This window comes from Hyalangium gracile (genome assembly GCF_020103725.1).
In the GTDB taxonomy this organism is placed as follows: domain Bacteria; phylum Myxococcota; class Myxococcia; order Myxococcales; family Myxococcaceae; genus Hyalangium; species Hyalangium gracile.
The window spans coordinates 47,313-63,019 of record NZ_JAHXBG010000015.1 but is presented as its reverse complement, the minus strand read 5'-3'; the positions used below and the strand labels follow the sequence as shown (position 1 = coordinate 63,019).

General features: G+C 66.2%; 5 protein-coding genes. All 5 read left to right on the top strand.

Features of this window, described 5'->3' with window-relative positions; all coding sequences use genetic code 11:
• Positions 1 to 72 precede the first annotated feature (72 nt).
• The 5 genes from KY572_RS28020 to KY572_RS28000 all read left to right on the top strand — a co-directional run bounded on the left by KY572_RS28020 (position 73) and on the right by KY572_RS28000 (position 15,584).
• Positions 73 to 2,337, top strand: a complete 2,265-nt coding sequence (locus tag KY572_RS28020) for a PD-(D/E)XK nuclease family protein (RefSeq protein ID WP_224246054.1) — start codon at positions 73 to 75, stop codon at positions 2,335 to 2,337.
• Complete coding sequence (locus tag KY572_RS28015) at positions 2,337 to 8,762, top strand: AAA domain-containing protein (protein ID WP_224246053.1); 6,426 nt, start codon at positions 2,337 to 2,339, stop codon at positions 8,760 to 8,762. The genes KY572_RS28020 and KY572_RS28015 overlap by 1 nt, the downstream gene beginning before the upstream one ends.
• Positions 8,763 to 9,139: 377 nt before the next feature.
• Positions 9,140 to 12,148: an SNF2-related protein gene (locus tag KY572_RS28010; protein WP_224246052.1), complete on the top strand. Its 3,009-nt coding sequence runs from the start codon at positions 9,140 to 9,142 to the stop codon at positions 12,146 to 12,148.
• Positions 12,145 to 14,709 carry a helicase-related protein gene (locus KY572_RS28005; RefSeq protein ID WP_224246051.1) on the top strand — a complete coding sequence of 855 codons (2,565 nt, stop codon included), beginning with the start codon at positions 12,145 to 12,147 and terminating at the stop codon, positions 14,707 to 14,709. Before KY572_RS28010 ends, KY572_RS28005 begins: the two co-directional genes overlap by 4 nt.
• Entirely contained in the window at positions 14,706 to 15,584 is an 879-nt protein-coding gene (locus KY572_RS28000; protein ID WP_224246050.1) for a hypothetical protein, read from the top strand. The genes KY572_RS28005 and KY572_RS28000 overlap by 4 nt, the downstream gene beginning before the upstream one ends.
• Positions 15,585 to 15,707: the final 123 nt, after the last annotated feature.

Below are 15,707 nucleotides of genomic sequence, written 5' to 3'. Positions count from 1 at the left end.
TGCTGCGTTCGCAGCAGGGCCCAGGGTTTTCACCTTTTGGACCCCGGAGAATCGGGTTCCTTCCGTGACCAGATGAAGCTTGAGATCACTGCAACAGCCGTCAAGTCCTGGTTCCAGTATCGCTGTGAGCGCAAGCTCGTGTACGACTCGATGCCGCTCGATGAGCGACGCACCGTGCCCATCGAGGAGGCTGTGGTGGCTTCGCCCTGGGCCGAGTTCGGCAACGAATTCGAGCACCGGGTGGTGGAGGAACTCCGCCGCACATCCCCTGATCAGCTCCTCGCGCCAGCCCCGGGCTCGGACCAGCTCTCCGAGGTGATGAGTCTGGCCTTCCTTAAGCGCCAACGGCTCGAGCAATACGCCCACCAGACGGTCCTGCGTGAGACCCCCACGCTGCGCCGCCTGCTCCAGTTGCCACCGGAGATCTCCATCCGGCCCGGCAAGCCGGACCTCCTGCAGGCCGACACTGTTGACGGCAGAACGGCCTTCCGCATCATCGACGTGAAGGCCACGCAGGTCGCCACTGTCTTCCACAAAGCCCAAGTGGCGCTCTACGCACTAATGCTACGGTGCGCCCTGAAGGAGCAGAACCTCGCGGGCGAGATCGCGCCCCTGGGCGCTATCTGGCACCTGTCCGCGCCCGGAGAGGCCTCGGCATGGCAGGAGGAGACTTTCCCCCTCCGCGGCTACGAGTCCTTCGTGGTGGACTTCTTCCGCAGTCAGGCGCAGCGGCTCATCAGTCGCCACGTGAATCGCCAGCGGGATGACACCTTCTTCCACATTTATTTCAAGTGCGAGCAGTGCAAGTACCTGAAGCACTGCGAGAAGAGCATCTCCGATCAAAATCCCCCCCGGTCCTGGGACGTCTCCGCCGTGCCGGGCCTGTCCCATGAGTCCAAGCGCGCGTTGCTAGACCTGGGGGTCCGCTCGGTGAGAGATCTCAGCGAGGCAGCCGGGCTGGCGGCCCGGGGGCACGCTCTTCCCTGGGCCTTGATGGCTCGGGGCGAACTCGTGGTGGCTCGGGCCCGTGCGCTGGCCAAAGGGGGGCCCCAGCGGGTCCCCGAGCGTCACTCCTGGTTGATGCCTCCGCGGGTGGATGTGGCCATCCATCTGGTCGCGGACCGCGATCCCGTGGACGGAAACCTCGTCACGCTGGGATGCATGGTGGCTCGCGGAGGCCGCGAAGAGTTCAGCGTGGCCATCATCCGGCGGGCCGAGGAGGAGCGGCAGGCGCTTCGAGACATCCTGGGCCATGTGGTTGAGGTCCTCTCCGAGGTGGATCGGTGGAACGCCAGCCACGACGAGGCGAAAGGGCTCTTCGCACACGTGTTTCTGTATGAACCGTCCGAAGCCTTCGATCTCCAGGAGGCGCTCGGCCGCCACCTGACGGATCCGGGGATCCGCGCCGGGCTCCTCCACCTCATCCGGATGTTTCCTCCCGAGGAAGTGATCGCGGCGGAGCCCGAATACCGAGGCATCCACCACCTGCCCGCCACGGCGCTCAAGAGCGTGGTGGACCAGTTGTACGCCCTGCCGGTGAAGGTCGCCTATGACTTGGCTGGTGTTACGGGAGCACTTGCGACCGCGAACCCGCCGGCTCTCCGCCCGTACGTCCCCGCGCCCGAGTTCAAGCGGCCCTTCTCGTCCCGCCTGTCCATCGATGTGTCGCGGGCCCTCCGCGCGGGCCAGGGGGATACCGCAGTGGCGCGCCGAGATGTGGAGGCCCGGCTCGCCGCCATGGACGGGCTCATGCGGTGGATTCTGGCCGACAATGCCCGGATCACACCCTCCTTCCTGCGGCTCAACAAGAAGCCCTTCCGCTTCCAGTCCCAGTTCCATCCCCTGGATGCAACTGACCTGGACGTGCTTGTGGCACACGAGCTCCTGGAGAACCGCGCGGCCCTGATGTCCACGCTGACCGAGCTGGCCCGCCCCGCGGAGGAGCGCCGGGACCGCTTCCGATGCTTCGCCCGCCTGAAGCTCCAGGCAACGCGCTCCGTGGGAAAATCCTGGCGAATGCGCTTCTTCGTGCCCCCTGAGAGCCGGCAGGCGGAACTCTATTCAGGCACCATCGGACTGATTCTGACCAACGATGATCCGGATCTTCGCCTCAATCCCCAGATGTGGGGGCAGGTGAAGGTCAACATCTCATCGGATCTGGAGAGCAGCCACCATCTGGAGGTGGATGTCTTCCGCCCGGTCTACGAATCTGCCACCTTCGAGCGGCTGCGCCGCACCACTCCCGAAGACGGCTGGTTCCTGGATGCCATCCACGTGGATTTCAACACCGAGCGGGTGGTGCGCTTCCTGCGCTCGCTCGCGGAGGTGAAGAGCTGATGCCTCGCCAGGACATCCTCGAGTTCTTCCGCTTCCCTCGCCGCTTCTCTGGGAGCCGAACCTCCGAGTCCGCCGAACTCTGGACGGCGGCGCTTGAGCAGATCGCGCTACCGCGAGTCTCCTCCGGCTCCTCGGGTGGATTCCGTGAGGCGCAGGTCCGCGCATGGCGGGGGATCGCCGAGCATCGCGCGGCGCTCGTGCTGGGGCCTCCCGGGACGGGCAAGACGTTCGTGCTCGCATGGATGGCCCTCGCGTATCTGGAAGCGCGCAGGAATCGCGGGCTGCCCTGCCGGATTCTGCTGACCGGCTTCACCCGGAACTCCATCGCGAACCTCCTGGAGACCATCCACCGCCAAGCGCTGAACCACAAGGGGGGAGAACTCTCCCTCTGCTGGCTGGGGAACGAGCCCGATCAGGAACTCCCCGAGGGTATCGAGGTGGTGCCCGCCAAAGAGGGCGCCTCCGTCCTTGAGCGTCCCTACCTCATCATGGGCTCCACCTCGTGGAGCCTGTACCGCCTGGTCTCCCAGTCCAAACTGCCCTCCTCGGACGGGGAGACGGTCGCATTGTTCGATCTGGTCTGCATCGACGAGGCCTCGCAGATGGTCGTCAGCCAGGGCCTCATGTGTCTGGCGGGTCTCAAAGAAGACGGGCGCGTGCTGGTGGCGGGAGACAACCGCCAGTTGCCACCCGTCCATACGGTCCATGAACACGCAGTGGACGAGCGCCGGATCGGTGGCTCGCTCTACGACTTCCTCGCCGATGCGGGGGTGCAGGAGTTTCCCCTAGAAGAGACGTTCCGGCTCAATGCGCCCCTGGCGGACTTCCCAGCGAAGCGCTTCTACGAGGGGCGTTACCACGCCGTCTTCGGGGAGCGGAGGCTGGAGCTCCGCGAGGGATGGGACGCGGGGCTGGCGGACTGGGAGCGAGAGGCGCTGGAACCCGCGCGCCCCGTCTGCATCCTGCTGCACGAGGGCCCTTCGGCGGGAACCCAGAACCCGTTCGAGGTTGCGGTGGTCACCCGCTTGGCCACGCTATTTCGCGAGCGCATGCTGCCGCTCGATCAGGGGAAGGCCCTGTCCGCAGAAGACTTCTGGAACGAGCGGCTGGCCATCATCACCCCCCACCGCGCCCAGAACGTGGCCCTGCGCGAGTCCCTCCGGGCCCGGGGGTTGGGGGAGGGTTGTGTTGTGGAGACGGTGGACCGGATACAGGGTCGTGAGCGCGACGCGATCCTGGCTTCGTACACCGTCGCGGATGCGGAGTTTGCCAAGACCGAAGCCGAGTTCATCTTCAGCTCCGAACGGTTCAACGTCACCATCACCCGTGCACGCACCAAGCTGGTGCTCGTCATCAGCCGACGGTTGTTGGAGACTCTGCCCGAGGATGCGGACGTCTTCGACGCTGCCCAGGATCTGCGCGACTTCGTCTTCTCCAGCGAGGATCGGGGACAGGTCTGGGTTCCTGGCTCGGACGGAACGTCCTGGCTCGTGTCCATCCGGGTCAGGCGCTTCGATGCCACCGAGCCTCTGCCCAGGCTGGAGCCACCGCCCAGCCCACGTCCGGTCCCCGCGCCTCTTCCCTCGACGTCTCCCGCCCTGGAGGAGCTGCTCAATGCCATCCAGGCCGTGGCGCTCCGGAGCGAGTACGGCACCGCCCCCAACTTCGAACTCAAGAAGGTCCTCGGTCATGAGCCTTCCCTTGAGCAACTGCGAGCCCTTTGCCGACTGGGGCGGATCTCCCTGCTACAACTTACCGGACGCTTTGGGCAGTTCTGGGCGGCTCGTCCCCTCAACCCGGCCCGCCTGCCGTTCCCCGTCGACCCGGACACCGTGCGTGAGCGCATCGACGAGGTCATCATCGGGGCGCGCTCCGGACGTCTTCCTCCCTTCTACACGGCGGTGCGCGAGCGCTTTGAGTGGGTAGGGCCGGAAGGGCAGGATGTGCTCGAGCCCGTGGTGAACGACTTGGCTCGGGAAGGGGTGGTGCGCTGGGGAGAAACAGGCCACGGCCGCACCCTGGAATATGTGGACAGCCAGCCCGCTGCGCCCGAGGCGATGCCCCCCGCCGAGCCTCTCGAGGATCTCGACTACGAGCTGCTCAACCAGCTGGAGAGCCGGGAGACCCGGAGGATCAACTTCGGCGTGTTCGAGCAGTGGACCACCCCGCGCGAACTCATGCAGGTCATGGGATGGGATGCGGCGCGCATCAGCGCGTCGTTGCTGCGGCTCGCGGAGAACGGCTGGGTGTTGATCAGCGAGTCCGGGCGGATCCGCAGCCGTGCTGCGGAGTTGGCGCGGCAGGTACGGTACGTGAAGCAGCGCTTCCAGAAGGGCGACGCCTCGAAACGACCATTCCTCGTGCGTGCCATGAAGCTGGAGGTCAAGGATCGCGAGAAGCCGGAGCGCAACCGCCTCCTGTCCAAGATCGAAACAGGGCTGTTCGAGCGGCTGCGCGGCATCCCCGAGGCGGAGCGGGCCCTCGCGGGCATGGGCATGATGCTCCGCAAGCGCTGGAAGACGGAGGACCCGGGGCTGTCCGGCTTCCAGGAGCGCGCCTTGGCGGCCATTCTACCCGCATGGCTGGGGCTCTCGAAGGATGACTCCTTCGTCATCACCGCAGAGACGGGCACGGGCAAGACCGAGGCCGGTGTCCTGCCGCTCATGGTGGGCGCCGCGGTGGACCAGATGCGCGGAGTATCGGGCACGCGGGCTGTCCTCGTGTACCCGCGCATCCGTCTGGCAGCGAACCAGGCTCAGCGGCTCGCGGGGTACCTGGCGGCATTGGCGGAGGTGGAGGGCATGCCCACGCTCACTCTTGGCATGCAGAACCAGGATGTGCCCCGGTCGTTTCGTCCCGGGGCCCCTGGAAAGAATGAGGACTGGGCTCGGGGGCCGGATGGCTCGGTCGCGTTTCCCTTCTTCCAATGCCCGGAGCACGCGTGTGGCGGTGCCGTGCGGCTCCAGCCGGGACATGGGCATGCGGGCGCCGATCTGCTCTCGTGCAAGCGCTGCGGCTGGCGCTACGCGGGCTGGATCGGCAGCCAGGAGCGGCTTCGGGAGCACCCACCGCACTTCTTCCTCCCCGTTACGGAGTCCCTCCACCAGTGGATGCACCGCCCGGAGGCCGGGCGCCTGTTCGGGGATCTCCCCCCGTTCTCCGCGCCACGGGCCGTGCTGGCGGACGAGATCCACCTCTATTCACATCTGCACGGAGCCCAGGTGGGCTACGCACTCCGGCGGTTACTCACCCGCACGGAGTTCAACCGCTGTGAGCACGGGCAGGGTACCTCGCGGACGCTGGCGCTGGGCATGAGCGCGACGCTGGGCAATCCAGACGAGGTTTGGGGGCGGCTCTGCGGTCGCCAAGACGTTAAGATCATCCAGCCCGAGGAAGGGGAGCGGAAGCCCAACCCTCGAGGCCGCGAGTACTTCTACTTCGTGCAGCCCGAGATCGAGTCTCGCGGCCGAGACATCGCAGGAGCGTCCACCACCATCCAGTCTCTCATGTGTCTGGCGCACGGCATGCGCCGGCGGAGCGGAGACGAGGGCGGCTTCCGAGGCATCGCGTTCTTCGACTCCATCGACAAGCTCAAGCGCCTGCACTCGGACTATCGCGACGCCGAAGAGGGGGGGCGCTTGGCGCAGCTGCGGACGCGCCTCTATGACGACGATCTCCAGTCCGGTCAACCGCGGCGCGAGTGCTGCCGCTCGCCGGATGCTTGCGATCACTTCCGTCAAGGAGAGTGCTGGTATTTCGCCGCTACGGATCGTCGGCAGCGGCGGGTGGGGGGAGCTTACAGTCCGGGGCAGCCGCTCGCCGTCTGTGAACGCCCCATCTTCTCGGGCACCGGCGGCAAGGCCGATGAGCTGGTCCAACGCAGTGACCTCATCTTCTCCACGTCGTCCCTGGAGGTGGGCTTCGACGATCCGGAGATGATCCTCGTGTACCAGCACTACGCGCCGCTGAACTTGGCCTCCTTCGTTCAGCGCAAGGGCCGCGGCGGTCGCAGCTCGGATGACCGGCCGCTCACGGGTGTGACACTCTCCGCCTACTCCGCCCGGGACTCGTGGTTCTTCCGGCGCCCCAGGGAGATGCTCGACGCGAAGGGCTTCGAGGTCCCCCTGAACATGGAGAACTATTTCGTCTGCCGGGGGCAGGTGATCGCCTTGCTGCTGGATCTAGTTGCTCGGCGGCGCTGCCTCGGCAAGATGAGCCCCCCAGGGGAACCGAACCTCCTAGCCGAAGCGGATCCGCTGGTCCGAGCCACCTTCGGCGAGGATGTGTACAGCCGCTTGGAGGTCTCGTCGCTCGGGGAGCTCTGGACGGAGGCGACCCGGGGGATCTCCCTGGATACAAGCCAGAGCCCCTACGACTGGGCGAATAAGATCCACTGGGTACCCAGGCCCCTGTTCCAGTCGAGCAACCTGCCCCGCATAGAAGTCACCTTCCCCAATGACATGGGGGAGCTCACGCCCAGAACGGAGGACATGGCGCTTGCCTTCTCTGAGTGTGTGCCCGGCAACATGACCCGGCGCTTCGGCTTCACCACCGTGCACTGGCTCCCCCCAGCCAACGGGCGTGAGCCGCTGCAGATGGACAAGACCGGCTTCGAGTCCTGGCCGAGGTTCTCCGCTGTCCCCGGAGGAGTGAAGGAACTCCAACAGGAACTGCCGCTGGTGGCCCGGGCGCTGCTGGGGCCCCGGATGGAGCCTCAGGTGGTGAGGCCCCCAAAGCTCATTCTCGAGAAGGGCGGGAGGTTCCTGGGCACGGAGTGGCAACCGGACTGGGCCTATGACCCAGCCCGCCGCAAGCTGCAGCCGTACAAAGCTGGTGGCGAGCTTCCCAGCGTCAACCACAAGAGCCAGGGGCGTCTGCAAGGGTTCATTGTCGTGGATGCCCGGCCCGAGATGGCTCGATTCATCAACATCTCCACGCTGGGACGTCTCGCTTCCCGCCTGGAGGTCTTTCAGGGATCCACCGCCCGAGGTAGCCAGACCGGGCTGAAGCTCTCTCGCGTCTTCTGGGGCGCCGATGCCCGCCTAGTGCTGGAGCAGAAGCGGAAGCGTGAAGATGCCTACGTCAGTCAGGTGTTCGTCCACCCGGAGGATCAAGGGCTCCCGCTGGTCCAGGCCCGTAGGCCCCTGCTGCATGGCTACCAGGTGGAGACCGAGGGCGTCCGGCTGCACCTGGATCGAGTCGTACTGGAGACCTTCATCCAATGGGAACTCGAGCGCCTCCAGGGCGCGCCCGCGGAGAAGAAGTGGCTCCATGGCCAGCACCTGCGCTTCCTGCTGATGAGCCATGGCGCGGCGGCGGGATTGAACTCGTACCAACTCCGTCAGGTGGCGGATCTCATGGTGACCGCCGCTGCCTTCAAGGGCGTGAAGGAGAAGATCAGCGGGCTGGTCCATCGCTGGAGCGCGGCCCAGTTCGGGGAGCTCTTGGATGGTGTGTACCGGCGGCACCTCCGGCAGCACCCGATGCTGAGTGATCGCCGCATGGAGCGTCTGCGCGAGGAGCTCATCTCCGCTTCAGCCTTTGCTGACGTGCTGCGGCGAGCCATGAAAGAGGTGGCCTCGAGCGAGTCCTTTACCTCGTACCTGCGCTCCGTAGTCGTGCATGGGCTGGCCATCCGTCTGGGGCAGGCGTTCGTGCGCCACGGGCGCGGAGACGAGCGGCGGATCCTCTTTCACGTCAAGCTGCCCGTGCAGTTCGCCCAGGGCGCCGAGGACATCATCACTATCGCGGAGGACGGCAGCCACGGGGATGGAACGACCCGGACGTTCCTCCGGCACCTGGGGGAGTCCCTGGAGGAGCTCCATCCCAGCCACCTAGGCGCTTGTCCCAACGTGGAGGAGGACCGGCTGGTCAACCATGTCTTCGAGCGTGAGGCGGACGCGGCTCGCTGGCGGAGCTGGGACCCGCGAGACGAGCGGCGCATCCAAGCTCTGGCCTCCGAGCTCGGCGTGGACTTGGAGTCCAACGCAGGCCCCATCCAAGGCGTGCTGCGCCTCTTGTACGGGACGGAGGAGCTCGGCACCCAGCGGTATGAGCTCTACCAGTTGCACCGGGAGATACGGAGTGTGCGGGTCGGCCTCGAGAAGGACCTGGAGCGCGAGGCCTCCGCCTGGGAACTGGTGGGAGCAGTGGTTGCCCGGGCTGCGGAGAATCATGCCTCGGTGCCGCAGTGGAGCCAGTTGCTCGAGAACTACCGGGCGCTCGATGACGCCCTGCAGGAAGAGTCACTGAGTGCGGAGGCACGCCTGGCGGATCAGGCCTACCGGCTGAGCGCCCGGCTCTGCGTGGACGGCTGCCAGACCTGTCTGCACACCGGTAGCACGATCATGGACGACGATCTGGCCGAGGTCGTGGTCAGCCGCAGGATGCTGGAGCAGCTCGGCGCGTTTCTTGAGAAGGCCTGAGCTGAAGGGAAGCTCCCCGCGCGAGCCGCGGGGTGATACCCTGGGCGAGTCCCGGATCAGCGTGGCTCCTGGCGAGGCCTGTCTCTCGCGATCGCGGGCGGTGCGTATCGGGGGAACCGTTGCGAAATCAGTCCATGGGTTGGTTGCCTGGGGCGCTGGTCTATCTCCGTCAGAATCAGACGATGGGCCCGATCAGGGTCATCCGAAGTGCGGGTGACAAGCTCGTCGTCCGCAGGTTGCGCGGCGAGGATCAGACGCTGAAGGTCAGTCCGTCCGAGCTTGTTGCGTTTCCTCTCCATGAGGGGATGCCGCTCACGCTTGCTTCGGCCTCCCAGGCGGAACCCGGCCAGGGTCTCGCGAGTCGCCAAGCGGCTCGTTTGGTCTCCATCAACCGCGTGGACGGGCTGCGTCAGTGTCTGGTCCGCATTGACGCCGGGGGAGATGAGCACTGGGTGGATGAGTCGCGGCTCATTCCGGGCAGTGCCCTGGGCGCAAGCCCCCTAGACACGCTGGAAGCTGCGGAGTGGCGAGGGCCTCGGCGCTTCTTCGCCCGGAGGGATCTGCGGGCAACTCTGGCTCGCATGTACGAGGATTCGGATGGGACGCCCACGCTCTTCGGGGCGCGGGTGTGGCCCTTGGGCCACCAGCTCTATGCCTCGCGGCGCATACTGTGGGATCGGACGCCGCGCTTCATCCTGGCGGACGAAGTGGGGCTTGGGAAGACGATCGAGGCCGGGTACGTCATCCAGGCTTTGTCCGCCGCAGATCTCTCGCTCAACGTCCTCGTGGTGGCCCCAGGAGCGATGACCCGCCAGTGGCTCTGCGAGCTGTACCTGCGCTTTGGCGCGCGCGCCTTTACGGAGATCTCCACCACGCGCTGGGAAGAGCTCTCCTCCGTCGAGCGGGTCAAGACCCTCGCCAAATCCCGGCTCATCGTCTCGACGACAGCGGTGGAGAGCCACCCCGACCTCCGCGAGACGCTCGCTAGCCTGGACTTCGGCCTCGTCATCGTCGATGAGGCGCATCAGTTTCCCCCCAGCCACTCGCTCTACCCGTGGCTGCAGGAGCTCTCGCGGCACTCCCAGGGCTTCCTGGCGCTCTCCGCAACCCCTTCTAAGCGCGAGACCGAGAGCCTGTTGGGGCTGCTCGCGCTGGTGTCCCCCGGTGTCTATGAGCCTCGAGATACTGCGGCACTGGAGAGGCGGCTCACCGCCAAGAAGCGCATCTGGGATGCGCTGGCCTTCAGCCACGAGCTGATGGCGGCCGCGCGGAGGGCGGACGAAGAACTGGACGAGGAGTCTCTCCAGGATATCGTCAAGTCCTGGGAAGGCGTCGTCACCGAGGACCCCGTCTTCGCCGAACTGCTGGACGCCGTCCGCGGAGGAGATACCGACGCCCTGGATCAGCTCGTCGGGTATGTGCAGGAGTTCCACCGCATCGATCGCCGGCTGATCCGGACCCGCCGGGTGACGCTGGATGCGCTTGGACTGCCACGCAACCCTCGCGAGGGAGAAATCCTCGACTACGAGCCGGACGCGGATGAAGTCCTCCTGGCAGAACACCTAGACCAGTTGGCAGCCAGTCCCGTGCTGGATGTGGAGCAGTGGGCCCTCAGGGGTATCTACCAGCGCTTCGCCGCGTCCATGCCGGATCTCTTCCTGCGTTTGATCCGCGCGCGGCGGAAGAGCCTGGCCAAGCCTGAAAAGCCGCCGGAGATCTCCCCCGCAGCCGCGCTTCGGAGCGATCCGGGGCCGGAAGAGGAGGTAGTACTGCTCCAGTGGCTGGTCAACAGCGCCAAGCCGTTGCCGGGCGAGGCCGAGTGGCTCACCAAGGCAGCCGGGATCACCGAGGAGTGGAAGGAGAGCGGTGCCGTCTGCGCGAGGCTGCGTGAGGCGGCCCAATGGGTGAGCGCCCGCTTGAAGGAGGATCCCAAGCGCAAGCTGCTCGTGTTCTCCCAGGAGCAGCCCGTGGTGGAGGCCTTTGCGAATCACCTTCGGGAGGTGGCCCCTGAGGCTGGCGCCCAGACGTTCCATTACCTCATGAAGCCCGAGGATCTTGAGAAGGTGGCCCTGGGGTTTCAGCGGGACGGCAAGTGCCGGGTGCTCGTCTCCGACGAACTGGGCGGAGAGGGACGCAACTTCGAGGTCGCCTGGGCGGTGTTGCACCTGGACACCCCCATCTCCGTCGCACGAGTTGAGCAGAGGATCGGGCGCCTGGATCGGGTCGGGCGCGCCGCCGGACGGCCCGTGCGCTCGGTGGTCATGCGTGGGCGGGTGTCGAGTGAGCTGGCGGTGATCCAGCTGCACCAGGACGTGTTCCGCGTTCATGAACGCTCCATCGGTGGTCTCGAGTTCGCGCTGCCGCGACTGCAGGTGACTGTTCACGAGATCGCCAGCGGGAAGGCCCCCGCCGACGCGCAGGAGCGCCTGCGCGCCGAGGTGGCCAGCCTGCTGAAGCAGACGGACGAGGAGTTCGAGTTGTCGCTCGACACGTCCCGGCCCCAGTTGGAGAAGGCCAATGAGCTGGCGGAGATGATCGGGGAAACGGAGCCTGGAGAGTTCGCGGAGCAACTGACCGCCTGGGCCAAGGCTCTGGGGATCGACAGCGCCTACCAGGATGGAGCATTCCGCCTGCGGTGGGAGACAGGGCAGCTCGAGGTGCCTCTGGCGGAGATGGGGTTCGACCCGGAGGCAGCATTCCGGTACATGGGGACGTTCGAGCGGCAGCTCGCGATGAGGAACGACTCCATCCAGTTCTTCGGCCCGGGGCACCGGCTGTTCGACGTGCTCATCAACGCCTTGGACACGACCTCCGTGGGCCGGGCCACCGTCTTCCGCAGATCCCTTGGCACGAAGTATCGCCACCAGATGTACCTGGTGGTGCTGGCACACTGCACCATCCAGATCCCCGCCGTTCCCGGCGGACTGATCGTCCGCGCGCAGCGGCACCTCTGGCCGTCCCCGGCCGAGCAGGTGTTCGTGCTCCGTCCTAGAAGCGAGCCTGCGGCCGAGGTCGTCCAGGATGGAGACCTGCGCAAGCGGATCCTCGCGCCGTACCAGGGGGGCAGGCTGGATCAGAAGGTAGAGCCCGGGGATTTCTCCGCTCAGTGGGATCCCACTCCACTCTGGAATGCCGTCCGGCAAGCCATTTCGCTCGCCATCGAGTCCATTCGCTCCGAGCGCGTCAGCCTTCATGAGGAGGCCGCGAAGGCGCTGGAGGAAGATCTGAGCCACGAGATGGGCTACCTCCGCGGCGTCGCAGAGCGGGGGACTGGAGCGGACGCCACGCAGGCCCGGGAGGAGATCCGAATGCGTGAGGAGCTGCTGGAGGCGGTCCGTCAAGGCGTCGTGGAAATCGATGGCTTGGCGGTCGTCATCGGATCATGAGTGGGACCAGTGCCAGCTGGGACTTCTCGGGCTGCACCGATTTGGCCCAGGTGCTCAACACCCTTCGGATTCGGAAAGACGCAGCGAGGAGCGCGCCCGGCGACGAAGCCGAGGCCCTGGCGTGGAGACTTGCCAGCCTGGAGCGGGTGTTCACCTGCCTGGCCCGGTCCCGCACGTTCGCGGACCGGGGAGTCCTCCTTCGGGAGGCAGCCCGGCTCTGTGACAACTATCTGGTGCTGCCACTGGCGGGGGTCGGGCTTGGGGAAGAGGAGCTCTCCCTTCTGCACCGGTTCGGCCTGGGCGCACACACCCGAGGCGAGTGTGCTCGCGAGGTAGTGCTCGATCTGCGACCCGTCGAAGCGGAGGAGCACGTGCCTCCCGAGCTAGCGAGTCCACTGAAGACCGCGCTCCAGCTGGATCCAGGGTTGCGGCGGTTCCGGCAGGCGGATACTCCCGATGGGGTGTTGTTGAGGCTCTCCGCTCACCGTGCGTACCAGAACCCCACCCAGAAGGCGGCGGTTCGGGCCCTCCTCACGATGCCGGGCGGCGCCACACTCTTCGTCAGCATGGCCACCGGCGCAGGAAAGAGCCTTCTGTTCCAGCTGGGAGTGCGTTGGTGGCGTGAGCGCGCTTCCGGCGAGCGGCCCTGTGCGGTGGTGATTGTGCCCACCGTGGCACTGGCACTCGCTCACGAGAAGACGCTCAAAACGCTGCCCGGGCTGGAGGGCAGCGCCGCGCTGGTGGGAGCGATGTCTCCCGCTCGGAGGGAGGACATCCTGATCGCCTTCCGTCAGGGCGAAGTCCCCATCCTGCTCTTATCACCGGAGTCCGCGCTCAACTCCGCCCGGGAGACACTTCTGAGGGCGGCACTCCCCAACGGTCAGCGTTACTCGGCGGAGCGTGGACACCTGGAGGGCTTTTTCGTAGATGAAGCCCACATCATCGACAGCTGGGGCCGAAGCTTCCGGCCCGACTTCCAGCGCCTCTCCAGCCTCGTCCAGGAGCTCAGGGGACATAACTCCGATCTGCGCACTGTGCTCCTGTCGGCGACAATCGGAACCGAAGCGAGGAGGCTGCTCGAGCAGCAATATGCCAATACCGGGCCGTTCCTCTCGATCTTCGCGTCCTGCCCCCGCACGGAGCTGGACCTCGTCACCCACCAGTTCCAGGCGGAGACCGCCCGCAGTGCCGCGCTTCTCCGGCTGGTCGACCTGATCCCCAGGCCCGCCATCGTGTACACCACGGAGGTGGAGGAGGCCGAGCGGCTCGTGGTCCAGCTTCGAGCTCAGGGCTACGACCGCGTGGAGGCCTTCACTGGGAGCACGGACAGCGAGATGAGGTCCTCGGTGGTGAACAGGTGGCACGAGGGGGAGCTGGATCTCGTCGTCGCCACGTCCGCCTTCGGCATGGGAATCGACGTGAGGGACGTCCGCGCGGTGGTCCATGCCTGCATGCCCGAGGACAGCTCGCGCTACTACCAGGAGATCGGCCGGGCCGGACGGGATGGGCACCAGTCGCTGGGCTTGTTGCTGTGGACACCCGAAGACGCAGCGACAGCCCGGGCAATGGCCTTGGGCCAACTCATGAGCCTGGACACGGCCGTGCCTCGCTGGCGCGCCATCGTCGAAGACAGCCGCAGGCGGGGCATCGAGCCCGAGCCCAGCACCGGACACCCGGTGCTCATGGTGGACCTGGATGTACCGCCGCCGGGAAAGAAGAGAGGCTCCTATACGCGCCGCTGGAACGCCTCTCTCCTGAACCAGCTTCAGCGCTACGGGGCCGCCAGGATCCTGTCGGTGGACGATCAACACTTCCGATGGAAGATCGTCCTGACCGAGCCTCTGCTGCTCGATGAGGGCGAGCAGGCCAACCAGCGCCTCTTGGAGATCCTCCAGGGACGGGCGGCCGAGGTACGGGAAGCAGGGGCGCGCTTCGAGGCGTTCCTCCAGTGCTTGGAGACCCCCGAGGAGGACTGTCTACTCGGGCGTGTCTTCGAAATGGTGGAGGCCGGGCGGCCGTTCATCGAGCAGTGCGGCCGTTGCCCTCATTGCCGCAGCCACGAGGTAGAGCCACCCAGGTCTTTCCAGTTCAAAGGGACTGGCCAGATCTGGAGCGCCCCCGCGTCTCCGGATGGGGGTTGTTATCTCATCTACCCCGAGTCCGAGGACTTCTCCGCACCGGAGAGTCTCCTGCGGAGGCTGGTGATCGTCGGGGTAGGGCAGTTTGTGGTGCCAGCGGGGTTCGGAACCACGTGCAGCCAGCTGCTCAAGGGGTTCAAGGGCTCTCCGGGGCTGGTGCTGGAGTCGCCGGATCTGTCTCGTGTCAGGACGCTCGCACGCATCCCCACCGCGCTGCTGCTGGGCAACCTGGGCGCGGATGCAGCCCCTAACGAGGAGCTCTTGCAGCGGGTACGGGACGAGGAGCGGTTGGGGGACGTGGGCCTGTTCGTCGTGGCCTCCCCGGGCCTCCGGATCGGCGGAAGGCAGGCAGCACAGGTCGTATCGAAGCACGCGCCCATGATGGAGGCGCGCCTGGATGACTGGAGAGGTTCGCGGCGATGAGCTTGCTTTCGGATACCCAAGGACGCCCCGAGCGCGTCCACTCGCTCCTGAGGTTGCTGGAGGCCCATGGAGGGAGGCTCAGCAAGGAAGAGATCCAAGCTTGGCTGATGCCGCGCGCGCTAGGCAAGGAAAGGACGACCGCCGCGGACCAGACACTGGGTGCGGCCAAGAGCCTAGGCTTCATCAAGGCCGAGGAGCGCAGGGCCGAACAAGAGCTGACCATAAGCCCGGTTCCCGCAGATCCTGCGGGCTTCGGGGATCTGGTGCACAACCGCCTCCTTGATGCACCCAACGCGGCGGATCGCGTGCTGTTCGAAGCGTATGCGGCGGTGCTGGTCCGCTGTGAGCAGGAGCAGGGGACCGCTTGGCTGAAGATCGATACCGTCGCGGAGGTCTCGAACTTCATCCGGAACGCCCTGGCGGGCGCCGACGGCGCCAAGGATCAGTTCAACGAGGAGAAGTCCCCTCCCTGGCGGGCTTGGCTCGTCGCCATGGGACTGGCGTGGGACACCCAGGAGATGGGCTTCCATCCCCAACCCTCGGTGCGGTTGGGGCGGGAGCTACCAGAGATCGGCAATCTGCTGGGCTTCGACAAGGAGATACCCGCCGCGAAGTTCCTCGCGCAGGTGGCGCAACGGATGCCCTATGTAGACAGCGGCTCGGTGTTCGAAGACATGGCCCGCCGGATCCACTGGTCACGAGGCACTCCCAGATTGGGGGTCGTCCTCAGCGAGACCTTGCGCGAACTGCACGACGATCAGGTGCTCCAGTTGGGCTTGCGCGGCGATATGACGGGTGCCACGGCACTCGCGGAGGACCCGGCGCACAAGATCCAGTCCTTTGGCTTTGTAGTCATTCCTGGGAGGAAGTCATGAGCTTCCAGCGCTACGTCTGTTGGAAGAAGGACGATGCGAACCAGATTCTCCGCACCGAAGCACTTGAGGGGAGCCGGGCCCTCTTCATGGCCACGCACGTCCCAATCGAGGGTTTCGAGGTCT

Excerpts from the sequence above, each read along its gene's own strand:
- KY572_RS28020 (WP_224246054.1), top strand. The coding sequence starts at position 73 with ATGAAGCTTGAGATCACTGCAACAGCCGTCAAGTCCTGGTTCCAGTAT.
- KY572_RS28015 (WP_224246053.1), top strand. The coding sequence starts at position 2,337 with ATGCCTCGCCAGGACATCCTCGAGTTCTTCCGCTTCCCTCGCCGCTTC.
- KY572_RS28005 (WP_224246051.1), top strand. The coding sequence starts at position 12,145 with ATGAGTGGGACCAGTGCCAGCTGGGACTTCTCGGGCTGCACCGATTTG.
- KY572_RS28000 (WP_224246050.1), top strand. The coding sequence starts at position 14,706 with ATGAGCTTGCTTTCGGATACCCAAGGACGCCCCGAGCGCGTCCACTCG.